The organism is Pandoraea nosoerga (assembly GCF_902459585.1).
In the GTDB taxonomy this organism is placed as follows: domain Bacteria; phylum Pseudomonadota; class Gammaproteobacteria; order Burkholderiales; family Burkholderiaceae; genus Pandoraea; species Pandoraea nosoerga.
Genome location: NZ_CABPSC010000001.1, coordinates 618,122 through 640,013, shown reverse-complemented (window position 1 = coordinate 640,013; position 21,892 = coordinate 618,122). Strand labels below are relative to the sequence as shown.

The 21,892-nt window shown below is 67.5% G+C and carries 22 protein-coding genes; 15 read left to right on the top strand and 7 right to left on the bottom strand.

Annotated features, from left to right (window positions below):
* The first annotated feature begins 134 nt into the window (after window positions 1–134).
* Window positions 135–1,349: a class I SAM-dependent rRNA methyltransferase gene (locus tag PNO31109_RS02965; RefSeq protein ID WP_150554115.1), complete on the top strand. Its 1,215-nt coding sequence runs from the start codon at window positions 135–137 to the stop codon at window positions 1,347–1,349.
* A gap of 18 nt (window positions 1,350–1,367) precedes the next feature.
* Here PNO31109_RS02965 and PNO31109_RS02960 read toward each other — a convergent pair whose 3' ends face one another.
* Window positions 1,368–2,243, bottom strand: a complete 876-nt coding sequence (locus PNO31109_RS02960) for an EamA family transporter (protein WP_150554114.1) — start codon at window positions 2,241–2,243, stop codon at window positions 1,368–1,370.
* 294 nt (window positions 2,244–2,537) lie between these two features.
* Between PNO31109_RS02960 and PNO31109_RS02955 the strand changes: the two genes are divergently transcribed.
* From PNO31109_RS02955 to hslU, 7 genes are all read left to right on the top strand, one after another.
* Window positions 2,538–3,032 carry a Fur family transcriptional regulator gene (locus PNO31109_RS02955; protein WP_150554113.1) on the top strand — a complete coding sequence of 165 codons (495 nt, stop codon included), beginning with the start codon at window positions 2,538–2,540 and terminating at the stop codon, window positions 3,030–3,032.
* 91 nt (window positions 3,033–3,123) lie between these two features.
* Window positions 3,124–4,203, top strand: a complete 1,080-nt coding sequence (locus tag PNO31109_RS02950; RefSeq protein ID WP_150554112.1) for a CobW family GTP-binding protein — start codon at window positions 3,124–3,126, stop codon at window positions 4,201–4,203.
* A 387-nt stretch (window positions 4,204–4,590) separates the two neighbouring features.
* Window positions 4,591–5,010 carry an RNA polymerase-binding protein DksA gene (dksA, locus tag PNO31109_RS02945; protein WP_150554187.1) on the top strand — a complete coding sequence of 140 codons (420 nt, stop codon included), beginning with the start codon at window positions 4,591–4,593 and terminating at the stop codon, window positions 5,008–5,010.
* Between the two features lie 265 nt (window positions 5,011–5,275).
* Entirely contained in the window at window positions 5,276–5,815 is a 540-nt protein-coding gene (locus PNO31109_RS02940) for a hypothetical protein (RefSeq protein WP_150554111.1), read from the top strand.
* 443 nt (window positions 5,816–6,258) lie between these two features.
* On the top strand, window positions 6,259–8,313 hold the full coding sequence (locus tag PNO31109_RS02935) for a TonB-dependent receptor (protein ID WP_150554186.1): 2,055 nt from the start codon (window positions 6,259–6,261) through the stop codon (window positions 8,311–8,313).
* 290 nt (window positions 8,314–8,603) lie between these two features.
* Entirely contained in the window at window positions 8,604–9,155 is a 552-nt protein-coding gene (hslV, locus tag PNO31109_RS02930) for an ATP-dependent protease subunit HslV (protein ID WP_150554110.1), read from the top strand.
* A 111-nt stretch (window positions 9,156–9,266) separates the two neighbouring features.
* A complete protein-coding gene (gene hslU, locus PNO31109_RS02925) occupies window positions 9,267–10,625 on the top strand; it encodes an ATP-dependent protease ATPase subunit HslU (protein ID WP_150554109.1) in 1,359 nt (452 codons plus the stop codon).
* Between the two features lie 141 nt (window positions 10,626–10,766).
* On the opposite strand, the gene PNO31109_RS02920 is transcribed toward hslU, so the two are convergent.
* Both PNO31109_RS02920 and PNO31109_RS02915 read right to left on the bottom strand, forming a co-directional pair.
* Window positions 10,767–11,309: a response regulator transcription factor gene (locus PNO31109_RS02920; protein WP_039394779.1), complete on the bottom strand. Its 543-nt coding sequence runs from the start codon at window positions 11,307–11,309 to the stop codon at window positions 10,767–10,769.
* On the bottom strand, window positions 11,306–12,574 hold the full coding sequence (locus PNO31109_RS02915) for an ATP-binding protein (RefSeq protein ID WP_150554108.1): 1,269 nt from the start codon (window positions 12,572–12,574) through the stop codon (window positions 11,306–11,308). The genes PNO31109_RS02920 and PNO31109_RS02915 overlap by 4 nt, the downstream gene beginning before the upstream one ends.
* A gap of 233 nt (window positions 12,575–12,807) precedes the next feature.
* On the opposite strand from PNO31109_RS02915, the gene PNO31109_RS02910 reads away from it, so the two are divergent.
* Window positions 12,808–13,305: a copper chaperone PCu(A)C gene (locus PNO31109_RS02910; RefSeq protein ID WP_150554107.1), complete on the top strand. Its 498-nt coding sequence runs from the start codon at window positions 12,808–12,810 to the stop codon at window positions 13,303–13,305.
* A 17-nt stretch (window positions 13,306–13,322) separates the two neighbouring features.
* Entirely contained in the window at window positions 13,323–13,532 is a 210-nt protein-coding gene (locus PNO31109_RS21820; protein WP_174966222.1) for a hypothetical protein, read from the top strand.
* Here the strand turns inward: PNO31109_RS21820 and PNO31109_RS02905 are convergent.
* Entirely contained in the window at window positions 13,452–13,724 is a 273-nt protein-coding gene (locus tag PNO31109_RS02905; RefSeq protein ID WP_150554106.1) for a cysteine-rich CWC family protein, read from the bottom strand. The genes PNO31109_RS21820 and PNO31109_RS02905 overlap by 81 nt on opposite strands.
* A gap of 493 nt (window positions 13,725–14,217) precedes the next feature.
* Between PNO31109_RS02905 and argB the strand changes: the two genes are divergently transcribed.
* On the top strand, window positions 14,218–15,123 hold the full coding sequence (gene argB / locus PNO31109_RS02895) for an acetylglutamate kinase (RefSeq protein WP_150554104.1): 906 nt from the start codon (window positions 14,218–14,220) through the stop codon (window positions 15,121–15,123).
* A 180-nt stretch (window positions 15,124–15,303) separates the two neighbouring features.
* On the top strand, window positions 15,304–15,999 hold the full coding sequence (locus PNO31109_RS02890; RefSeq protein ID WP_150554103.1) for a Dph6-related ATP pyrophosphatase: 696 nt from the start codon (window positions 15,304–15,306) through the stop codon (window positions 15,997–15,999).
* Window positions 16,000–16,223: 224 nt separating this feature from the next.
* Here PNO31109_RS02890 and PNO31109_RS02885 read toward each other — a convergent pair whose 3' ends face one another.
* The 3 genes from PNO31109_RS02885 to PNO31109_RS02875 form a co-directional block, all read right to left on the bottom strand.
* Entirely contained in the window at window positions 16,224–17,168 is a 945-nt protein-coding gene (locus PNO31109_RS02885) for a PDR/VanB family oxidoreductase (protein ID WP_150554102.1), read from the bottom strand.
* The gene (locus PNO31109_RS02880) at window positions 17,165–18,223 is read right to left on the bottom strand and encodes a Rieske 2Fe-2S domain-containing protein (protein WP_150554101.1); all 1,059 of its coding nucleotides are present in this window, start codon (window positions 18,221–18,223) and stop codon (window positions 17,165–17,167) included. Before PNO31109_RS02880 ends, PNO31109_RS02885 begins: the two co-directional genes overlap by 4 nt.
* Before the next feature lie 99 nt (window positions 18,224–18,322).
* Entirely contained in the window at window positions 18,323–18,991 is a 669-nt protein-coding gene (locus PNO31109_RS02875; protein ID WP_150554100.1) for a GntR family transcriptional regulator, read from the bottom strand.
* A gap of 224 nt (window positions 18,992–19,215) precedes the next feature.
* On the opposite strand from PNO31109_RS02875, the gene PNO31109_RS02870 reads away from it, so the two are divergent.
* Genes PNO31109_RS02870 through PNO31109_RS02860 form a run of 3 tightly spaced genes read left to right on the top strand, consistent with a single transcriptional unit; the run spans window position 19,216 to window position 21,820 of the window.
* Window positions 19,216–20,055, top strand: coding sequence for a gallate dioxygenase (locus tag PNO31109_RS02870; protein ID WP_150554099.1), 840 nt, complete (start codon window positions 19,216–19,218; stop codon window positions 20,053–20,055).
* A complete protein-coding gene (locus PNO31109_RS02865) occupies window positions 20,052–20,411 on the top strand; it encodes a protocatechuate 3,4-dioxygenase (RefSeq protein WP_150554098.1) in 360 nt (119 codons plus the stop codon). Before PNO31109_RS02870 ends, PNO31109_RS02865 begins: the two co-directional genes overlap by 4 nt.
* A gap of 23 nt (window positions 20,412–20,434) precedes the next feature.
* Window positions 20,435–21,820 carry a LysR family transcriptional regulator gene (locus PNO31109_RS02860; RefSeq protein ID WP_150554097.1) on the top strand — a complete coding sequence of 462 codons (1,386 nt, stop codon included), beginning with the start codon at window positions 20,435–20,437 and terminating at the stop codon, window positions 21,818–21,820.
* Window positions 21,821–21,892: the final 72 nt, after the last annotated feature.

Sequence of the window (21,892 nt, the reverse complement as noted above, 5' to 3'; positions counted from 1 at the left end):
GTAGAATCGCGTCCTTCCCAGCAGACTCCCGCCCGCCGTCCGACCACGGCGGCCACCGACTCCCGTCGGGTGGCGCCGCACGCCGCGCCGCGAGGTCTGCCGCCCTTCCGAATGCAACCGTTGGCCCGCTCCGCATGAACATCTTGACCCTCAAGCCCGGCAAAGAAAAATCCTTGCTGCGCCGCCACCCCTGGATTTACGCCACTGCCGTGGCGCGCGTGGACGGCAAGCCGGCTTCCGGCGCCACGGTCGTGGTGCGCGCCGCCGACGGGCGCTTCCTCGCGCGCGCGGCATTCAGCCCGGTGTCGGCCATCCGCGCCCGCGTGTGGACGTTCGACGAGAACGAGCCCGTCGATCACGCGTTCTTCAAGCGTCGCGTGGCCGCCGCGCTGGCCTACCGCGAGCAGATGGTGCATGGCACGGGCGCCACGCGCCTGATCTTCGGCGAAGCCGACGGCCTGCCCGGCCTGATCGTCGATCGCTACCAGTCCGCGCCGGGCCTGCCGGCGAGCGACCAGCTCGTGTGCCAGTTCATGGCGGCTGGGGTGGAGGCATGGAAGGACGCCATCGTCAAGGCGCTCGTCGGCGCGACCGGCTGCCCGAACGTCTACGAACGCTCCGACGCGGCCGTGCGCGAGCGCGAAGGCCTGCCGAGCATCACCGGCGTGCTGGCCGGCGCCGAGCCGCCCGAAGCGCCGGCGCTGCTGAGCACCTACGAGGGTGGCGTGAAGTATTACGTCGACGTGCGCAACGGCCACAAGACGGGGTTCTACGTCGACCAGCGCGATAACCGGCTGCTCGTGCAACAGCAGGCGAGGGGGCGCGACGTGCTCAATTGCTTCTGCTACACCGGTGGTTTTTCGCTGGCGGCGCTCGCGGGTGGCGCGCAGAGCGTGCTCTCGATCGACTCGTCGGGCGAGGCGCTGGCCATCGGGGCGCGCAACGTCGAGCTCAACGGCTTCGACGCCGCGCGTGCCGAATGGCGCGACGCCGACGTGTTCAAGACGCTGCGCGCGCTGCGCGAGGAAGGCCGCACATTCGACATGATCGTGCTCGATCCGCCGAAGTTCGCGCCGTCGGCCCACCACGTGGACCGCGCCGCGCGAGCGTACAAGGACATCAACATGGCGGGCTTCAGGCTGCTGCGTCCGGGCGGTCAGCTGCTGACGTACTCGTGCTCGGGCGCAATCGATGCCGATCTGTTCCAGAAGATCGTGGCCGGCGCCGCCGTGGACGCGGGCGTGGACGCTCGCATTCTGCGCCGGCTCTCGGCGGGCATGGATCACCCGATGCTCACGCAATTCCCCGAGGGCGAATACCTCAAGGGCCTGTGGCTGCAACGCATCTGAGCGCCCGGCCGGGCGCGCTCAACCCAGCGTCAGCGCCACCACACCCAGCGCGATCAGGACGGCGCCGCCCACGCGGCGGTGCATCTCGCCCTCGCCCAGCAGCCGCACGCCGAGCAGCGCGGCGACCATCATCGACATCTCGCGCGCCGGCGCGACGTGCGAAACCGGCGCGTACTTGAGCGCGGTGAGAATCAGGAAGTAGGACATCGGCGAGATCAGCGAAATCAGCACGACCTTGCGCCAGTTCGCCTGCCAGAGGACCGCCATGCGCGCAGGGCGCGAGCAGGCCATCGGTGCGCAGAGCACGACGCGCAACACGTTCTCCAGGTAGTAGTAGACGAGCGGGGCGAGCATCAGCGTGCGGATGGCGTAGGCGTCGGCGAGCGTATAGGCGGCGATGAATCCGCCGGTGAGCACGCCCCAGCCCGCACCCGCGTGCATGCTGCCTCGCCGGAACAGACGCTCGCCGCCGGCGATGATCAACACGCCGGCGACGACCAGGCCGATGCCGGCGAGCGCCAGCCAGCCCGGGCGTTCGCCCAGCAGCACGATCGCGCCCAGCGACGAGAGCAGCGGGCCGGTGCCCCGCGCGAGCGGATAAACGACCGACAGGTCGCCCACGCGATAGCCGCGCTGCAGCACCAGTGTGTAGCCGTAGTGCAGCAGGGCGCTTGCGGCGATGACGGGCCAGGCGCGCGCGTCCGGCCAGGCCGCATGCGAGCCGGCGAGGAAGTACAGCGCGAGCGGCGTGTACAGCACAACCGTCAGCAGCGCGTAGAGGAAAACGAGTTGTGGCCCGCCTCCTTCGCTGGTGTCGATGCGTTTGGCGAGGAAATTCCAGCTGGCGTGCAGAAAAGCAGCGGTAACGACGAGAGCGAGGGCGGTGGGCGACATGATGGCGGGGTTTTTTGTGTCAATTGTATGACGCATCGCGCCTGCCGCCCCGCCAGACTGCGGCGAAATTCCGGCGGTATCTTGGCCCGGCGCCAGCAAGATCCCGCCACAATCCCCCCCTTCCATCGCGCTCCATCGCGCTCCAGCGCGGCCAGGCGGCCAGGCGGCCAGGCGGCAACCCAGCGGCAACCTCGCGCGAGCCCCCGGGCCCGGCCCGCGTCGCCCTTGCCCTCCGTCCACCGCGTTTTTGCAACTCGGTTGCAGCGCTTGCGGGCCTGTGCTTAAATCGATTTCATGAGCCTTACTCAACTTCAACCGTATCTGGAAGCTGCCCGCGCGAGCTTGCAGGAGCAATCGGGCCGTGTAACTTCCGGGCGCGTGCGCGTGCTGGCGTTGCTGCTCAAGGCCGGCCGGCCCCTCACTCACCAGGAAGTGCTGGCCGACCTGGCCACCGACGCCGACCCGCTCGACCGGGTCACGGCCTATCGCGTGCTCGACTGGCTGGTCGCGCAGGGTTGGGCCATCAAGCAGGCCGGCGACGATCGCATCTTCCGCTTCGTCATGGCCGAGCACGTCGACCCGCAGCGCTCCGCATCGCCCCGCCCGCACACGCAGCACGGTCATTTCCGCTGCGTGCGCTGCCATCGCACCTTCTGTCTTGACGACTGGCCCCAGCATCCCCAATTAAGCGAGCGCGAACTCAAGCGCCTGCCCAAGGGCTTCGTGGGCGAACAGGTCGAGCTGCTGATTCACGGCACCTGCGCGCACTGCGCGGGCGCTCCCAACTGACGCGTCCCGAGCCGGTTTTCGCCGCCTCGGGTACAGTGGACGACATTCAGGCGGCCGCTGACCCGCCGCTTCATTACAGGACATTGCATTCATGACACCCGTCACCATCCTGACCGGCTTTCTCGGCAGCGGGAAAACCACGCTGCTCAAGCGCATTCTCACCGAAGCGCACGGCATGAAGATCGCCGTCATCGAGAACGAATTCGGCGAGGAGAACATCGACAACGACATCCTCGTGCAGGACAACGCCGAGCAGATCGTGCAGATGAGCAACGGTTGCATATGCTGCACGATCCGCGGCGATCTGGTGCAGGCGCTCTCCGATCTGAACAGCCAGCGCGACGCGGGCAAGATCCAGTTCGATCGCGTGGTCATCGAGACGACGGGGCTGGCCAATCCCGGGCCGGTGGCGCAGACCTTCTTCATCGACGACGAAGTCGCCGACACCTATCGCCTGGACGCCATCATCACGCTCGTCGACGCCAAGCACGGCCAGCAGCAGCTCAATCAGCACGAAGTGGTGCAGCGCCAGGTCGGCTTCGCCGACCGGCTGTTCATCACCAAGGCCGACCTGGTCACGCCCGAGGCGCTCGACGATCTCAAGCATCGCCTCGCGCACATGAACCCGCGCGCGCCGCAGCAGGTGGTCGACTTCGGCCGCGCCGATCTGAACCAGATCTTCGACATCCACGGCTTCAACCTGAACGACAAGCTCGACATCGACCCGGACTTCCTCGCGGCAGACGAGCACGCCCACCACGACCATGACCACGATCATTCGCATTGCGATCACGATCATGGCAAGTGCGAGCACGAGGGTCACGACCACGGGCATGACCACGGGCACCATCACCACCATCACGCGCACCACGACGACGCCATCAAGTCGTTCGTCTTCCGCAGCGAGCGGCAATTCGACCCCGCCAAGCTGGAGGATTTCCTCGGGAGCATCCTGCAGGTGTACGGCGAACGCTTATTGCGTTATAAAGGCGTATTAAACATGCGCGGCATCGACCGCCGGGTCGTGTTCCAGGGCGTTCACCAGATGATGGGCAGCGACGTGGGCGCGAAGTGGCAACCCGGGGAGACGCCGAACACCAAGATGGTGTTCATTGGCGCAGAACTGCCGAAAGACATCATCCTGCAAGGGCTGGAACGCTGTCTGGTCTGAGCGGGACCGCCGAAACGTGCAAGGGGAAAGCCCTTAACCGGGGCGCCCGGACGATTCGGTTACAATACCTGCCCACCGGGGCTGCCGCCAGCGAGTTGACGCGGTATTCCGGAGGGTAGGCAGGGGAGCACCGTCATGGCTACCGCCTCTCGCAAGACTGCCACCGCAAGCCCCGCGCGCCGGTCGGGACCGGCGACGGATGCGGTCGCCAAGCGTGCTCCAGCAGGCAAATCGAAGACGGGCGAGAAGGCCGCCGCCAAGAAGGGGCCACCGAAATCGTCCGGCAGGACCGTAACCCAAGAAGCCGCCCGCGGCATTGCCGGTAAGCAAGACGCCCCGTCCGCAGGGGCATTGCCGGACCATCCGAAAGAGACGCCACAGAAACCCATGAGCAAGCAACGACTTTTGACCGAGGCCGAAATTCTGAAGATGTCCGACAAGGACTATATGAACGAGGCTCAACTCGCCTTCTTCAAGAATCGTCTGGAAGCGCTGCAATCGGAAATTCTGAAAAACGCCGATCAAACGACCGAGAACCTGCGGGAAACCATTCTGGTCCCGGACCCGGCCGATCGTGCCACGATCGAAGAGGAGCACGCGCTCGAGCTGCGCACGCGTGATCGTGAGCGCAAGTTGCTCAAGAAGGTGCAGCAATCGCTCGCCCGCATCGAATCGGGCGAATACGGCTGGTGCGAAGAGACCGGCGAGCCGATCGGCATCCCGCGTCTGCTCGCCCGCCCGACGGCGACCCTGTCGCTGGAAGCGCAGGAGCGTCGCGAGTTGCGTCAGAAGCTGTTCGGCGACTGATCGCGCAACGCGCACCGGTCCGGCGCCGCGCGGTGGCGGCGCTGCCGGACCCCTCGGTTTGCGAAGGGCATGTCCTCAGGGCATGCCTTTTTTATTGCCCGCGCGTCAGTATCGCCTGCTCTGACCCAGTCTCTCGCCACGCACGCAGCGCATGCGAAGTCGTGGCCGGCGCCTGCCACTGTCGCCTGGACGCAACGTCGGCGAAGCCTCGCGAGCCCCGGCGTTTTATGGCAAAATTGCAACTCAGTTGCAATTACATCGAGCCATGTCTTCCATTGATTCCGTCTTCCGCCGGTGGCGTGCGCGCATGCGCGCGCCGGTCGGCCGTGGGCGCGGCGGCATGTGGATGGCGTGGCCGGTATGGCGGGCGTGGCTCGTCGCCGCGCTGCTTTGCGTACAGGTCTGGGGGCTGCAGCACGAAATCCTGCACGCCCGTTCGCTCTCGCAGGCGGCGACGGCCGCCGATGTGTCGGGCGAGAGCGGGTCATATGTCGCCGGCACCGATACCGCCGACGACACCGGCGCCGCCCCACACGCCGCCCGCGCCGCCCGCGCCACCCGCGCCACCCGCGCCGTAACGGCGTCGCTGGCCGGTGCGCATGTCGCGCCGCTCGACTTCGGCGGCCACCATCATCACTGCCATCTGTTCGAAGGGGCGACGCTCGCGGCCACCATGGCCACCGCGGCCTGGCACTGGGGCGGCGAAGCCCGCGTCGACGATACACCGCCGCGCGCCACCGGCCGCGTGCATGCCAGTGCACCGCGCCTGCCGTTCGAGTCCCGCGCACCGCCCGTCCCGGCGTGACACCACGCGCTACCACGCGCTTCTCGCGCGAATCCCGTCGTGATTTTCCGACGCCGTGCCGCCCAAGGGCGGCCGATGGCCGGGCGTTGCTCGCGCGTTCATCCGCGTCAATCCCCGCCAATCCGCGTCGGTCCACGTCAATCCGCGTCAGTCCGCATCCCTGCGCGCGGGCCGGGATTCGTTCGCGCCGTTTCACGGGGAACCCGGAGGACGTCCGACGCACGGCGCCCTTCGCCCAGACCAACAGAACTCGAACCGACATGGCAATCTCCTCATCCAACGCCGCGCGAGCGGCGATCGGCGAACGCGCGCCGTCTTCGGCGCCTTCCAGCCGCCGCAACACCCGCGCCACCTCCATCTCTCACAGCCCTCGCAGCGCTCGCAGCCCTCGTGCCGCCCGCCCAGGCGTGCTGCGTCCCGCGCAGTTGCCGCTCGCTGCGGCGATGACCCTCGCGGCGCTCACAGCGGCAAGCTTGCCCGCGCGGGCGCAGGACGCCGGCGGCGTCGGGCCCGCGGCTACCGCAACGGCCGCGGACACGGCATCGCCCGTCACGCTGCCGGGCACCTTCGTCACCGGCAATCCGCTCGGACGCGCCGCCGCCGAACTCACCGTGCCCGTCACCGAACTCGATGGACGCGCCCTCGTGCTGCGCCGCGCGAGCACGCTGGGCGAGACACTCGATGGCCTGCCCGGCGTCTCTGCCACGTCATACGGCCCGAACGTGAGCCGTCCGATCATTCGGGGCCTGGACGGCGACCGCATCCGCGTGCTGCAAAACGGCACCGCCGCGCTCGACGCGTCCTCGCTCTCGTATGATCACGCCGTCGCGCAGGACCCGCTCACCATCGAGCGCGTGGAGATCGTGCGCGGGCCGGCGGCGCTGCTCTATGGCGGCAACGCCGTGGGCGGCGTGGTCAACACGATCGACAACCGCATTCCGAAAGCGCCGCTCGACGGCGTGTCCGGGGCGACGGACTTCAGCTACGGCGGTGCCAATCGCGAGCGGGCCGGCGCGGCGTTGCTCGAATTCGGCAACGGCCAGTTCGCGTTTCACGTGGACGGCTTCGCGCGCAAGAGCGCCGACCTGCGCATTCCGGGCTTCGCCCATTCCGCGCGCCAGCGCGAACTCGACGGCGAAGGCGCGCCGCAGGCCTCCGGCACCCTGCCCAACAGCGACGGCCAGGCGAGCGGCGCCGCGCTCGGTGCGTCCTGGACGTGGGCGAACGGTTACACCGGCCTGTCGTATTCGGGCTACGACACCGACTACGGCACCGTCGCCGAAGCCGACACGCGCATCCGACTGCGCCAGCAGCGCCTCGCGCTTGCGAGCGAAGTGCGCGAACTGAGCGGCCCGCTTTCCGGGTTTACCGCGCTCAAGTTCAACTTCGGCTACACGGATTACGAGCACAAGGAAATCGAGGACGGCCAGACGGGCACGACCTTCAAGAACCGCGGCTATGAGGGCCGTATCGAAGCGCGCCACGCGAAGATCGGTCCGCTCGAAGGCGCGCTCGGCGTGCAGTTCTCGCAGAACACGTTCTCGGCGCTCGGCGAAGAGGCGTTCGTGCCCAAGAGCGATACGACCAACGTGGCGCTCTTCGCACTGGAAGAGTGGGCGGTGAATAAGGCCGTGAAGCTCTCGTTCGGCGCACGCATCGAACATTCGCGCGTGAAGCCGTCGGCCGGCGGCAACGAACGCTTCGACGGCCTGCCCGCGCGCAACTTCACGCCGGGCAGTCTGTCGGCGGGCGCTGTCTTCGCGCTCGCGCCGAAGTGGTCGGTGGCCGTCAATACGTCGTACACCGAGCGCGCGCCCACGTTCTACGAGCTTTACGCGAACGGCCCGCATCTGGCCACCGGCGTATGGGAGATCGGCAGCCCGCAGGCGAGCCTCGAAAAAGCGCTCTCGACCGATCTCTCGCTGCGCTACGAGAACGGCCCGCACAAGGGCAGCGTCGGACTGTTCTATAGCCGTTTCTCGAACTTCATCGCGCTGGAGAACACGGGCCGCACGGCCGAGGTGGACGACAGCAATCTACCGGTCTACCAATACGCGGGCGTGCCCGCCGAACTGTACGGCGTGGAAGCCGAGGGCCGCGCGCGCGTCTGGCAAGGCTACGGCAATCTCGACGTGGAGCTGCGCGGCGACTACACCGTCGGGCGCAATCGCGACACGGGCGAGCCGCTGCCGCGCATCGCGCCGTTGCGTCTGACGGCGGCGCTCGTGTATGGCCTGGGGCGTTGGGGCGCCCGTCTGGAAATGGTGCACGCGAGCAATCAGGCGCGCGTGCCCGCCAACGACCTGCCGACGAACGGCTACACCACGCTGGGCGCCGCGCTCACGTATCAGTTCAGGGCAGGCGGCGCGCAGTGGCTGGCGTACCTCAAGGGCGAGAACCTGACGAATCAGGAAGTGCGTCTGGCCAGCTCGGTGCTGCGCGACATCGCGCCGCAGGGCGGACGCTCGGTTCGCATCGGTTTGCGCACCACGTTCTGAGCGGAACGATTCCGCAAAAATGGGGCGATTTCCGAGAAATTGCCCCGCGTTTCCCGGTTCGCGCGGCGCCGTGCCGCGCGAATCCCGTCGTCCATGCCGCGTTGCGCGAGATCGGGCCCGCGCCGAAGGCGCCGCATCGACGAGCACCGTCGACGCCTCTTGATATTCTTTTGATTGCCCTAAACTACAGTGACGTCCCGCCCGGCCGGGGCGCCTCGCCACTGTCGTGAGACGCGCGGTACACCGGGCCAATCGTTACGGGGCGCACAGCCCCCGGAAAAGGAACAGGCATGGAGCAATATCACGGCACCACCATTGTCTCCGTTCGGCGCGGCGATCAGGTCGCGCTCGGCGGCGACGGTCAGGTCACGCTCGGCAACATCGTGATGAAGGGCACCGCGCGCAAGGTGCGCACGATTTACGACGGCAAGGTCATGGTCGGCTTCGCCGGCGCCACCGCGGACGCCTTCTCGCTGCTCGACCGCTTCGAGGCGAAACTGCAGAAGCATCAGGGCCACCTCACGCGCTCGGCCGTCGAACTCGCCAAGGACTGGCGGACCGACCGCATGCTGCGCCGGCTCGAAGCGATGATGATCGTCGCCGACGCCGAGACCACGCTGGTCATCACCGGCAACGGCGACGTGCTCGACCCGGAGGGCGGCGTTGCGGCCATCGGTTCGGGCGGCTCATACGCGCAGGCGGCAGCCCGCGCGCTCGTCGAGAACACCGACCTCTCGCCGGCCGAGATCGTGAAGAAGGCACTCACGATCGCGGGCGACATGTGCATCTACACGAACGGCAACCACATCATCGAATCGCTGCCGCCGAAGGCAGCGAAGTGACGACGGACGACGCGCGCGCCGCAGCAGGTGGACTCCTGCGGCGCGACCTGCCGGCCGGTGCATGACCGGCCGGGCGTCCCCTTCCTTGCGAACCCCTAATTGGCGAACGTCATGACCCATATGACCCCCTCCGAGATCGTCTCCGAGCTCGACAAACACATCATCGGCCAGCACAAGGCCAAGAAGGCTGTCGCGGTCGCGTTGCGCAACCGCTGGCGCCGTCAGCAGGTGGCCGAACCCCTGCGCCAGGAAATCACGCCGAAGAACATCCTGATGATCGGTCCGACCGGTGTCGGCAAGACCGAAATTGCGCGCCGTCTGGCCAAGCTGGCCGACGCGCCGTTCATCAAGGTCGAGGCGACCAAGTTCACCGAAGTCGGCTACGTGGGCCGGGACGTGGACAGCATCGTGCGCGACCTCGCGGAAATCGCGATCAAGCAGACGCGCGAAGCCGAGATGAAGAAGGTGCGCACCAAGGCCGAAGATCGCGCCGAAGACCGCATTCTCGATCTGCTGCTGCCGACCGGGCGCGAATCGTCGCGCGACATCCGTTTCGGCTCGGCAGCGCACGAGCCGGAACCGGGCTCGGAAGACAACGCCACGCGTCAGACCTTCCGCAAGCGCCTGCGCGAAGGGCAGCTCGACGACAAGGAAATCGAGCTCGAAGTCGAAGTCCCGGTGCAGGGCATGGAAATCATGGGCCCGCCCGGCATGGAAGAGATGACCGAGCAGATCAAGGGCATGTTCGCGAACCTGGGCAACCAGCGCAAGAAGCGCCAGAAGCTCAAGATCAAGGACGCGCTCAAGGTGCTGACCGACGAAGAAGCCTCCAAGATGCTCAACGACGAAGAGGTCAAGCAACTGGCGCTGCGCAACGTCGAGCAGAACGGCATCGTGTTCCTCGATGAGATCGACAAGATCGCCACGCGCAGTGAAGTCGGCGGCGGCGACGTGTCGCGTCAGGGCGTGCAGCGCGACCTGCTGCCGCTCGTCGAAGGCACGACCGTGAGCACCAAGTTCGGCATGATCAAGACGGATCACATCCTGTTCATCGCGAGCGGGGCGTTCCATCTGGCCAAGCCGAGCGATCTGATTCCCGAACTGCAGGGCCGCTTCCCGATTCGCGTCGAACTCGAATCGCTGTCGGTCGAAGACTTCGAAGCCATCCTCACGCAGACGGACGCGAGCCTCGTCAAGCAGTACCAGGCGCTGCTTGCCACCGAAGACGTGAAGCTCGAGTTCGCGCAGGACGGCATCAAGCGCCTCGCGGAGATCGCGTTCTCGGTCAACGAGAAGACGGAAAACATCGGCGCGCGCCGCCTGTACACGGTCATCGAGAAGCTGCTCGAGGACATCTCGTACAACGCGGGCAAGCAGTCGAACGAGGTGGTGACGATCGACGCCGGGTACGTCAATCGCTTTCTCGGCGAGGTGGCGCAGAACGAGGATCTGTCGCGCTACGTGCTCTAAGCCGCCGGCGCCGGATGTGAAAAAAGGCCCTTCGGGGCCTTTTTTTCGTCTCGCGCGGGCCTGCGTGCCCGGGGCGGCGCGTCACGCGTGGCGCTCGCCGCTCGGGTTGGCGCGCGCCCTGTGCGCTGCCGCGCCGCCAGATTACTGCTTTACCGGGCGCTTGAGCAACTTGCGCTGCAGCGTGCGGCGGTGCATGTTGAGTGCACGCGCCGTGGCCGAGATGTTGCCGTTGTGCTCGGCGAGCACGCGCTGGATGTGCTCCCACTCGAGACGCGCGACGGACAGCGGCGACGGGTTTTCGATCGCTTCATCGGCCTGCGTCTCGCTCGCGTCGCTGCGCAGCGATGCGAGGATCGTGTCGGCGTTGGCCGGCTTGGCGAGATAGTTGTCCGCGCCGTCCTTGACGGCCTGCACGGCGGTGGCAATGCTCGCGTACCCGGTGAGCACGAGCATGCGCGCCTTCGGCTGCAGGGCGCGCAGCGGGGCGATGAGCGGCAGTCCCGAATCGTGGCCCAGGTGCAGATCGACCGAGATCAGGTCGAACTGGCGCGTGCGCGCCGCCAGCAGTGCCGCGGCGCTGTCCGCTGCGATCTGCACGTCATAGCCGCGGCGCGTCAGGGCGCGGGCGAGCGTTTCGGCGAAGACGACGTCATCGTCGATGAGAAGGAAGTGGGAGGCGTTCATGTCTGACTCCGCGAACCGAAGAAGAAAGTGGCCATCGGCAGACGCAGTTGCGCGCGCGTGCCCGTCGGCGTGTTGGGGCTGAGTTCGATGTCGCCGCCGAGCCGCTGCGCGCTGGCGAAGGCAAGGTACAGCCCCATGCCGTGTCCGCCGTGCGTGCTCATGACGGGCGAAGTGCCGAGCCGCGCGAGCAGGTCGGCGCTCATGCCGGGGCCTTCGTCGCACACGGTGAAGCGCACGTCGTCCGGCGTGACGGCAACCTCCAGCACGACCGACGACGGGCTGAAGTACGCCGCGTTATCGAGCAGGATCGTGAGGATCTGGCCGACCTGCACGGTATCTTCGATGCGTGCCGTCAACTGCGGCGGCACGTGCAGCTGGAACTGCACCTGCGGATGGCGCAGACGCCACTGCGTCGTGAAGGCGGGCAGCCACTCGGCCAGCGGCTGACGCACCGGTGCGGCCGCGCGCGTCTGCACGTGGCCGATGGCGCTCTTGCACAATGCGATCTGCTGCTCCAGCGTCTGGAGATCCGGCTCGAACGGCGCGAGCGCGGCGTTGCCGCGGCTCTCGCTGCGCAACTCGCCCACGACCACCGCCATGGTGGAGAGCGGCGTGCCCAGCTCGTGTGCCACGCTCGCGGCCTGCGCGCCGAGCGCGGCCATGCGTTCGTCGCGCAGCAGCCGCTGTTCGGCGCGGGCGAGCTGGGCGTCCCGGGCGCGCAGCGCGCGCGACATCCGCGAGACGAACCAGGCGATCACGAGTACGCTCACCACGAAGTTCACCCACATGCCCGCCAGATGCAGCCGCAGCAGATTGCCGGGGTCGGCCAGATCGAGCGGGACGTACTGGAAATTGAGCGCGCCGTAGGCGACCAGCGAGAGCAGGGCAAGCTGCGAAGCATTGCGCCACGGCAGCACGGCCGCGGCGATCGCGAGCCCGGGCAGGAACAGCGAAACGAAGGGATTGGTGGCGCCGCCGGAGAAGAAGAGCAGCGCCGTGAGCGCGGCCAGGTCGACGAGCAGTTGGCCCATCAGATCGAGATCGGTGCGGCGCTTGGCCCGCTCCACACCGCTGCGTGCGCGCACCCAGGTGAGCACGTTGAACAGCACTTCGAGCGCGACGATGGTGAGCATCGGCTCGAGCGGCAAACGCACGCCGAGCCAGAGTTGCGCCACGCCGATGGTCGCGAGCTGGCCGACGATGGCCAGACAGCGCAGCCAGAAAAGCTGCACGACGTTGGTTCGCTCGATAGGGAAATGAGTCATCCGACAAGTGTACCAAGTCCGGGTCCCGCGCCATTGGGCCATTCCGGCGCTGCGACACTCTGCCGCACAGCGCAATGCCGGGCGCCCCGCGGCGGCGCGCACACGCCGCGCGGGGCGCGACTACAATGGTCGTCCACGTCGCGCGCGCTCTCGCGCCGCGCAACGACTCATGCGATACCGGGCGACGCCCGTTCGTCCGTTCGTCCGTCCACCGATAACGACAAGGAGTTTGCATGAAGCACAAGCTATGGATGGCCGCCGCGCTCAGTCTCGGCATGGCCTCGGCGTTTGCCCAGACCGGCGCCGTGGACGTCACCGATGCATGGGCGCGCGGCACCGTGCCGGGCCAGAGCGCGACGGGCGTCTTCATGACGCTGCAGGCGCATGGGCCGACCACGCTCGTCGGGGTGAGCACGCCGGCGGCGGCCAACGCCGAAGTGCACGAGATGAAACTCGAAGGCACGCTGATGAAGATGCGTGCGCTGCCCCACGGACTGCCGTTGCCGGCCAACGAGCCCGTGCAGCTCAAGCCGGGCGGCTATCACATCATGCTTACCGACCTGAGAGCACCGCTCAAGAAGGGCGACAGCGTGGCGCTCACGCTGCGCTTCGAGTCGGCAGACCACAAGAAAACCGAGCAGCAGGTGCAGGTGCCGGTGCGCGACCTGACGGCCGGCGCTCCCGGCGGTGGCATGGCCGGCATGGCGCACGGCACCCACGGCAGCAAGTAAGCGCTGCGCGAGGCCCCATGGCCAACAAGACCCTCGGCACGCGGCAGAAGATGATGTTTCGCGGGGCGTCCGGCAAGTCGGGCAGCCCCGGCGGCCCCGGCGTTCCGGGGCGCACGCGTGCGCCGGCGCCTCGCCGCGGCACGCCGTCAGGGGGCGCGGTCGGCGGCGGTGCCGTCGATCGCTACACCGGCGTCAAGCAACGCCGTGCGAAGACAAGCGGGACATAGGCAGGCGAGGGCGCCCGTGCGTGCGAGCACGGGCAGATGCGGCCAGTCCAGACACCAGCAGCGCACCTCATGTGCATTCGGCGACAACGCTGCGCCGCACCTCACCGCCGCGCCGCAACGCGGGCATTGCGGCGCATCGCCGGCTGCGGCCGCGGCGCCTTCCCGCTTTCCGGCGACATCTTTGTCGATCATCTCACCGCCCCTGCGACTCCTGCCGCCCCCACCACTCCTGCCACTCCGGCTGCTCCGATCGCTCCGATCGCTCCGATCGCTCCGATCGATATGCGCGCAGCCTCCCCTTCGACCTTCGTGTTCCCTTCATGCGCGTGGCACGAACGCGTCTGGCGGCGAGCCAGTTGCGCCACTGCAACAGCGCCGCGCCGACCATTGAGCGCATCGGCGTGTGCGCTCGGCGGGGCAAAAAAGGCAATGCCGTAAAAATCGGCCATTGAGCGGCGTCCGTCAACGAGTGAAAGGGGTGATACGCACCTGCGACCGGGTGCCGCTGGCGGGGCGGGAATTGCCGCCTTCGCGGTTACGCCCGAGCATGCGCCCAAGGGTGACGACGGGCCAACTCCGAGGCCGGCGTCGGCGTGCTCCGAAACGCGTCGAAGCCCCGCACGCACGGGCCTCTTGGCTGTACAATGCGCCGTGTTTCTGGTCCACCTGCAAAAACCTTCCCGCCATGTCCGATCTGCCACTGAATTCCATCGACGACATCGCACCCGCTCTCAAGGCAGAAATTCTGGCCGAGGCGATGCCGTACATCCGCAAGTATCACGGCAAGACCGTGGTGATCAAATACGGCGGCAACGCAATGACCGAAGAGCGCCTGAAGCAGGGCTTCGCGCGCGACGTCATTCTGCTCAAGCTGGTCGGCATCAACCCGGTGGTGGTGCATGGCGGCGGCCCGCAGATCGATCAGGCGCTCAAGAAGATCGGCAAGCAGGGCACGTTCGTGCAGGGCATGCGAGTGACCGACGAAGACACCATGGAAGTGGTCGAATGGGTGCTCGGCGGCGAAGTCCAGCAAGACATCGTGATGCTGATCAACCAGTACGGCGGTCAGGCCGTGGGCCTCACCGGCAAGGACGGCGGTCTCATCAACGCACGCAAGATGCTCATGCCGGATCGCGAGAACGCAGGGCAGTTCCTCGACATCGGTTTCGTCGGCGAAGTCGAGTCGATCAACCCGGCCGTGGTGCGCGCGCTGCAGGATGACGCGTTCATCCCGGTGATCTCGCCGATCGGCGTGGGCGAAGACGGCCAGGCGTACAACATCAACGCCGACCTCGTGGCCGGCAAGCTCGCGACGGTGCTCGGCGCGGAGAAGCTCGTGATGATGACCAACATTCCGGGCGTGATGGACAAGGACGGCAATCTGCTGACCGATCTGTCGGCGCGCGAAATCGATGAGCTGTTCGCGGACGGCACGATCTCGGGCGGCATGTTGCCGAAGATCTCGTCGGCACTCGACGCGGCCAAGAGCGGCGTGAAGTCGGTGCACATCGTGGACGGCCGCATCGAACATTCGGTGCTGCTCGAGATTCTGACCGAGCAACCGTTCGGCACGATGATCCGCTCGCACTGAGCGCAGCGGCGCGAGCGGCCGATCGACGATCGCCGTCGGCTCATGGGCGGACCCTGCGGGGTCCGCTTTGCATTGCGGCCTGTGCTCTCCATGCACGTCCCCACATCCTCACATCCCTCCCCCACTGCGCGCGCCCATCGTCGCGCGCGCCCCCTTTCCCGAACTTTCTGACGATCGACCATGCCCACCCCTGCCTTTTTTTCGTGGAGCGGCGGTAAGGATTCCTGCCTTGCGCTGCATCATGCGCTGTCGTGCGACGCGAGCGGCGCACCGCACTATGACGTGCGGCGTCTGCTGGCGATGTTCGACGAGACCGGCGACAGCTCACGCTCGCACGGCTTGCCGCGAGCGCTGATGCAGGCGCAGGCCGACGCGCTGGGCATCGCACTCGACGTCGGACAGGCAGGCTGGCAGACCTACGAAGCGGCGTTCGTGGCGCGGTTGCGCGCCATGCGCGCACAGGGCGTCACGCATGGCCTGTTCGGCGATATCGATCTGCAGCCACATCGCGACTGGGAAGAAAAAGTGTGCGCGGCGGCCGGCATGACGGCGGTGCTGCCGCTCTGGCAACGCGATCGGCTCACGCTCGCGCACGAGTTCATCTCACTGGGTTATCGCGCGGTGATCGTGTGTGTGGACGGACGCCATCTCGGCCCCGGGTTCGTCGGACGCGAATACGACGCCGCGCTGCTGGCCGACTTGCCGGCGAGCGTCGACGCGTGCGGCGAGAACGGCGAGTTTCATACCTTCGCCTATGACGGACCGCGCTTCACGCGAGCGGTGCCGTGGCGCATCGAACGCGTCGAGACGATTCACGGCCCGAAGGAATACGGCGCCACGCCGTACCACCGCGCGCATATCGTCGCCGCCCCGTGAGGCGCCACGCCGTGCCGCTTGCGCGCGCAGGCCGCACCAGCCGGTGCGACATGCCGATGCGACATGCCGGCGCGACCCGATGTCTCATGCCGGCCGCCAGCTGACGCAATTCGTCGAGCCGCTTGGCGGCGGGGCTCGGCAGAATGCCCTGACGGCGACGAAAGCGAGACCGCCCCGCTCGCGACGCGAAGCGGGGCGGCTCGCCCAGGCGGGGGGAGCGCGCGCTACAGGTCGAGCACCAGCATGGCCGACCGACTGCGCGAGCAGCACGGCAGGATCTGGTCGTTGGCCGCGCGCTCTTCGTCGGTGAGATACACGTCGCGATGGTCCGGCGTGCCGTCGATCACGCGCGTGAGGCAGGTGCCGCACACGCCTTGCTCGCAGGAAGTCTGCACTTGCACGCCTTGCGCGGCCAGTGCGGCGACGATGGTCTCGCCGGCTGCCACGTCGATCACGCGGCCGCTCGAATGCAGCTTCACCTGGAACGGCCGGTCACCGTCGGTATCCGCATGCGCCGGTGCCGCGAAGTACTCGCGGTGCACATTGCCTTCGGGCCACTGCGCGGCGTCGGCGCGCGCGAGCACCGCTTCGATGAAGCCGGCGGGGCCGCACACGTACAGATGCTTGCCGCCCGAGGGCTGCGCGAGAATGGCGTCGAGATCGGCGCGCTCGCCTTCGCTGTCGAAATAGAGCCGCGTCCTGGCCGCGAGATCCGCCTGCGCGAAGCGATCGCGAAATGCCGTGCGCGCCGGTTCGCGCGTGCAGTAGTGCACTTCGAAGGAGGCGCCGCTCGCGGCAAGCGACTGCGCCATGCACAGGATCGGCGTCACGCCGATGCCGCCGGCGAGCAGAATACTGTGCGTGGCCTGCGGCGCGAGCGGGAAATGATTGCGCGGCTCGCTGATCTCGACTTCGGCGCCCGCGGCGAGCGCATGCATTGCCACGGAGCCGCCGCGAGAAGCCGGATCGCGCAGCACGCCCACACAGTACCGGTGCGTCTCGCCCGGTGCGTTGCACAGCGAATATTGCCGCACGAGCGCGCCGCCGAGATGCACGTCGATGTGCGCGCCGGCCGTGAATGCCGGCAGCGCACTGCCGTCGATACTCACGAACTCGAATTCGCAGATGTCGGTCGCGACATCGCGCCTGTTCGCCAGCCTGACCTTCATGCCGCGCTCTCCACGGCCGGACCGGAAGCCGCGCGTTCGGCCTCGATCAGACGATCGAGCACCTTGCGCGACTGCACGCCGCCGGCGTCAATGTTCAGCTTGAGAATCTTCTTGTCCGGATATGCCGAAAGATTGCGCTGCTGCGCTTCGAGCACTTCCTGGTCTTCGGCGAAGATGCCGCCCTGGCCGCGCTTGATCGCGGCGGTCAGGTCGGCGTCCTGCGGCTTGAAGTTGCGCGCCATGCCCCAGAAGTACCAGATCGACTCGTCCGTCTCGGGCGTGATGAAGTCGACGACGATGCTGCCGGCCTTCTTGTCGGCGGGGGCGTGGTAGCCGCCATGGCCCGCGTGCGCGACGCCCACTTCGATCATCACGTGGCTTGGCGGTGTGAACCGGCAGATTTGCCAGCGATCGCACGGCACCTGATCGTCCAGACCGTTCGCGCGCAGCGCGCTTGCCCAGAACGGCGGCGCCTTGATGTTCTCCATGTGGCGCTCGGTGATCACCATGTCGCCTTCGACGGTTGTCTTCGGCGGCGCTTCTTCGATCTCTTCCTGGCCGATGCTCGTCGCGTGTACGTAGGTCTCGTGCGTGAGATCCATCAGGTTGTCGATCATCAGGCGGTAGTCGCACTTGATGTGATACAGACCGCCGCCGTAGGCCCACTGGTCGCTTACCGCCCATTCCAGATGCGGAATCTCGTCGGGATTGGCGAGCGACGCGTCGCCCGGCCACACCCACACGAAGCCGTAGCGCTCCACGCACGGGTAGCCGCGCGTCTTCGGAAAGCCGCCCACGCGCTGGCCGACCATCTTCGTGCACTTGCCGCCGCCGTCCACCGTCAGGCCGTGATAGCCGCACACCAGATGGCCGTCCTTCACGAAGCCCAGCGACAGCGCCGCGCCGCGATGCGGGCAGAAGTCTTCGAGCGCGGCGACGTTGCCGTTCGCCTCGCGAAAGAAGACCATCGCTTCGTTGCAGATCTTGCGGCCCAGCGGCTTGTCGGCGAACTCGTCCGGCGTGCAGGCCACGTACCAGGTGTTTTTGAGGAACATGATCGGTTGTCTCCTTGGCGCGCGCTCACCCGGCGCGCGCTCGTTTCGATAGGGGTGGAAGGTGATGAAAAATGTGGGGCCGACGATGCGTGTCGGCGCCTAGAGCAGTTGCGCGCCCATGCTGTGTTCCTGTGTGACGATGTGCTCGCGGCACATGAATTCGGCCCGGTCGGGCTGACGCGCCGCAATGGCCTCGACGATCGCGTGGTGCTGCCGGTGTGCGTACGCGATGATGTCCGCGTACTGGCGCCGGTCCTCGTGCCCGAAGGCCACCGTGCGCGGCGCGACGAACGGCACGAGGTTGCAGCGCGCGATGAAGCCTTCGAGCAACGGATTGCGTGCGCCGGTCACGAGCAGATCGTGAAAGCGCGCATTGAGCGATGCGTAGCCGATCTGCACTTCCGGCGTCATGGTATGGCCCGCGAGCAGCGCGTCGCCTTCGGCCAGCAGGTCGCGCAACCGGACCAGCAACTCGGCGCCGGCGCCTTTCTCGGCCAGTAGCCGTGCGGCGTAGCCTTCGAGCGCGCCGCGCAGGTGCAGCGCCTCGATGCTCTCTTCGCGCGTATGCGCCCGCACGGCATAACCGCGCTGCCCGGCGCGCACGACGAGCCCTTCTTCGGCCAGCACCGGCAGCGCCTGCCGTATCGGCATGCGAGAGACGCCGAGCTGCTCGGCAAGTTTCGCTTCGGCCAGCCGCTCGCCCGGCGCGAGCTCGCCCTTGAGGATCATCTCGCGCAATTGAACCGTGGTCGGCGTGGGGTGCAGCATGCGTTTCCTTTCGTTCGATGGACAGGCGCGCCGGTCCCTCAGAGCCGGCTTTTTTTCATTATGGGATCCCATAATTACAAAACGCATCAGTAAATACCCTGCTTTATGCGAATATGGGATCCCGTATAGACTCGGGCCAGCATAATCAAAGGCGTCGTCGGCTGCCGCGGGGTGACGTTATCCCCACGCGCGCGCATCGCGAGACACGAAACGGAGACTAAAGCGTGGCAAAGATCATTGGGGGGATCGGGACGTCGCACGTGCCGACCATCGGTGTGGCATACGACAAGGGCAAGCAGCAGGATCCCGCGTGGGCGCCGCTGTTCCAGGGCTACGAGCCGGTGGCCAGGTGGCTGGCCGAGAAGCAGGCCGACGTGCTGGTGTTTTTCTACAACGACCACGCGACCACGTTTTTCTTCGACATGTACCCGACCTTCGCGCTCGGCGTGGGCGAGTCGTTCCCGATCGCCGACGAAGGCGCGGGCCTGCGCCCGCTGCCGCCGATCCGGGGCGACGTTGCGCTGCAGGCGCATATCGCCGAGTCGCTCGTGAACGACGAGTTCGACATCACCGTGTTTCAGGACAAGCCGATCGATCACGGCTGCGCTTCGCCGCTGCCGTTGCTCTGGCCGCACAAGCCGGACTGGCCGGGCACCGTGGTGCCGATTGCGATCAACGTGCTGCAGTACCCGCTGCCCACCGGCCGTCGCTGCTATCGGCTCGGTCAGGCGGTGCGTCGCGCCATCGAGTCGTATCCCGAGGACCTGCGCGTGGTCGTCGTCGGCACGGGCGGGCTTTCGCACCAGATTCACGGCGAACGCGCGGGTTACAACGACGAGGCGTGGGACCGCGAGTTCCTCGAGCTGCTGGAGCACCAACCCGAGACGCTCGCCGAACTCAGGCACGTGGACTATGTGCGGCGCGGCGGCGCCGAGAGCGTCGAGCAGATCATGTGGCTGTCGATGCGCGGCGCGTTGAGCCCGCGCATCCGCCGCACGCACCTGAACTACTACCTGGCGACGACCACGGCCATGACCGTCGCGCTGTACGAGGAACTCGCATGAACCCGCAACTCGAAGGCATCGAGGCGATCACCGGCACCTACGCGTTCGATTTGCGCGTGAGCAATCGCACGCTCGCGCTCAATCGCTTCTTCTGGCACATGATTCGCGCCGAACATCGCGAGACGTACCTCGCCGACCCCGTTGCCGCCATGACGCAGGCCGGCCTCACGGCCAAAGAGCAGGCAATGGTGCAGGCGCAGGACTGGCTCGGCCTCGTGCGCCACGGCGTGAATTTCTTCGTGCTGGAGAAGTTCGCGCGCGTGGTGCGCAAGACCAATCTCGAAGTGTATGCGCTCATGCGCGGCGAGACGTTCGACGAGTTCATGGCAACCCGGCGCGTGCCGACCATGCGGTGAGCGCACCGGAGGCCATCCATCGCATGTCGATCGACACGTCCGTGAGCTTCACCACCGCCACGCCGGCGCCGGCCGCGAGCACGGCCGCGTCGGGGGCGTCGCCGGCATCCGCGGCCCGGCTCGGCTGTCACGAGCGCGGCACATGGAGCCGCGCGCCGCAGAACAACGACGCCACGCTGCTGTGCCGCAAGCTGCGCGGCCTGCGCGCCATGGTCGCCGTGCTCGAATGCGAGTCGGTCGCGCGCGCGGCGCGCATGCTGCACCTCTCGCAGTCGGCCGTTGCGCGATCGATCACCGACATCGAGACGGAACTGGGCTTTCCGCTCTTTCATCGCAGCGCCCGCGGCCTGATCCCGAATGCCGCCGGCCAGCGCCTCGGCGTGCGCGCCACGCGCGCGCTTGCCGAGCTCGCCAACGGCTACCGCGAAGCGTTTGCGGCGACGGCCTCGCAGTCCGATGGCGGCGCGCGCGCCGCGAGTCGCTTTGCCGCCGTGGTCGCCCCGCAGCAGCTCACGAGCTTCATCGCCGTGGCGGAACTCGGCAGCGGGCCGCTCGCCGCGAGTCGGCTGCAGTGCTCGCAGCCGACGATCCAGCGCAATCTCGATCAGCTCGAGGACCTCATCGGCATCAAGCTGTTCCGGCGCACACCGCGCGGCACGCGTCTGACCGACGAAGCGATGGCCCTGCTCGGGCCGGTCAAGCGCGCACTGGCCGAACTCGCAATCGCCGAAGACGAGCTCGCGCCTTTCGGCGGCCGCCAGCAAGGCACGGTGATCGTGGCAGCGCTGCCGCTCTCGAGCGGCTTTCTTCTGCCGAAGGCCATCGACAGCCTGCTGCACAAGTCGCCGTATCTCACCGTCACCGTGGTCGACGGCACCTATGAGGCGCTCGTTCGCCAACTGCGCCAGGCAGACGTGGACATGATCGTCGGCGCGTTGCGCGCGAACGACGTGCCGGCGGACATTCGTCAGGAAGCGCTGTTCGAGGACCACCTCTCGGTCGTCGCGCGCGCGGATCACCCATGCCTGTCGCGGGGCCGCTCGCCCACGCTCGCCGAGCTGCTGGAGTACGGCTGGGTGAGCCCGCTGCCGTGCACGCCCGCGCGCGGCGTGTTCGAGCGCGTGTTCCAGGCCGAGGGTCTGCCGCTGCCGCAAACGCAGGTGCAGGCGAGCAGTTCGCCGGTGGTGCGCGGCCTGTTGTCCTCGAGCGACAGGCTCGCGCTGCTCTCGCCGGTGCAGATCACCTCGGAGCTGCGCACGGGCGAGCTCGCCGTGGTGCCGGTGACACTGCAGCACGCGCGCCGCGCCATCGGTGTGGCAACACGCCGCGACGGCCTGCTCTCGCCGGCCGCCGAGCAATTGCTCGACGAACTGCGCGTGCTCGCGCCGACGATGCAGCATCCGACGTAAATCCCGCGTCATGCGCTCGGCGAGTGCGGCGAAATTCGCCGGATTCGCCATGAGTTGCATGACGCTGCGCGT

Bases quoted from the DNA above. Each gene is read 5' to 3' on its own strand.
- PNO31109_RS02965 (WP_150554115.1), top strand. From the start codon at position 135: ATGAACATCTTGACCCTCAAGCCCGGCAAAGAAAAATCCTTGCTGCGC.
- PNO31109_RS02960 (WP_150554114.1), bottom strand. From the start codon at position 2,243: ATGTCGCCCACCGCCCTCGCTCTCGTCGTTACCGCTGCTTTTCTGCAC.
- PNO31109_RS02955 (WP_150554113.1), top strand. From the start codon at position 2,538: ATGAGCCTTACTCAACTTCAACCGTATCTGGAAGCTGCCCGCGCGAGC.
- PNO31109_RS02950 (WP_150554112.1), top strand. From the start codon at position 3,124: ATGACACCCGTCACCATCCTGACCGGCTTTCTCGGCAGCGGGAAAACC.
- dksA (WP_150554187.1), top strand. From the start codon at position 4,591: ATGAGCAAGCAACGACTTTTGACCGAGGCCGAAATTCTGAAGATGTCC.
- PNO31109_RS02940 (WP_150554111.1), top strand. From the start codon at position 5,276: ATGTCTTCCATTGATTCCGTCTTCCGCCGGTGGCGTGCGCGCATGCGC.
- PNO31109_RS02935 (WP_150554186.1), top strand. From the start codon at position 6,259: ATGACCCTCGCGGCGCTCACAGCGGCAAGCTTGCCCGCGCGGGCGCAG.
- hslV (WP_150554110.1), top strand. From the start codon at position 8,604: ATGGAGCAATATCACGGCACCACCATTGTCTCCGTTCGGCGCGGCGAT.
- hslU (WP_150554109.1), top strand. From the start codon at position 9,267: ATGACCCATATGACCCCCTCCGAGATCGTCTCCGAGCTCGACAAACAC.
- PNO31109_RS02920 (WP_039394779.1), bottom strand. From the start codon at position 11,309: ATGAACGCCTCCCACTTCCTTCTCATCGACGATGACGTCGTCTTCGCC.
- PNO31109_RS02915 (WP_150554108.1), bottom strand. From the start codon at position 12,574: ATGACTCATTTCCCTATCGAGCGAACCAACGTCGTGCAGCTTTTCTGG.
- PNO31109_RS02910 (WP_150554107.1), top strand. From the start codon at position 12,808: ATGAAGCACAAGCTATGGATGGCCGCCGCGCTCAGTCTCGGCATGGCC.
- PNO31109_RS21820 (WP_174966222.1), top strand. From the start codon at position 13,323: ATGGCCAACAAGACCCTCGGCACGCGGCAGAAGATGATGTTTCGCGGG.
- PNO31109_RS02905 (WP_150554106.1), bottom strand. From the start codon at position 13,724: ATGATCGACAAAGATGTCGCCGGAAAGCGGGAAGGCGCCGCGGCCGCA.
- argB (WP_150554104.1), top strand. From the start codon at position 14,218: ATGTCCGATCTGCCACTGAATTCCATCGACGACATCGCACCCGCTCTC.
- PNO31109_RS02890 (WP_150554103.1), top strand. From the start codon at position 15,304: ATGCCCACCCCTGCCTTTTTTTCGTGGAGCGGCGGTAAGGATTCCTGC.
- PNO31109_RS02885 (WP_150554102.1), bottom strand. From the start codon at position 17,168: ATGAAGGTCAGGCTGGCGAACAGGCGCGATGTCGCGACCGACATCTGC.
- PNO31109_RS02880 (WP_150554101.1), bottom strand. From the start codon at position 18,223: ATGTTCCTCAAAAACACCTGGTACGTGGCCTGCACGCCGGACGAGTTC.
- PNO31109_RS02875 (WP_150554100.1), bottom strand. From the start codon at position 18,991: ATGCTGCACCCCACGCCGACCACGGTTCAATTGCGCGAGATGATCCTC.
- PNO31109_RS02865 (WP_150554098.1), top strand. From the start codon at position 20,052: ATGAACCCGCAACTCGAAGGCATCGAGGCGATCACCGGCACCTACGCG.
- PNO31109_RS02860 (WP_150554097.1), top strand. From the start codon at position 20,435: ATGTCGATCGACACGTCCGTGAGCTTCACCACCGCCACGCCGGCGCCG.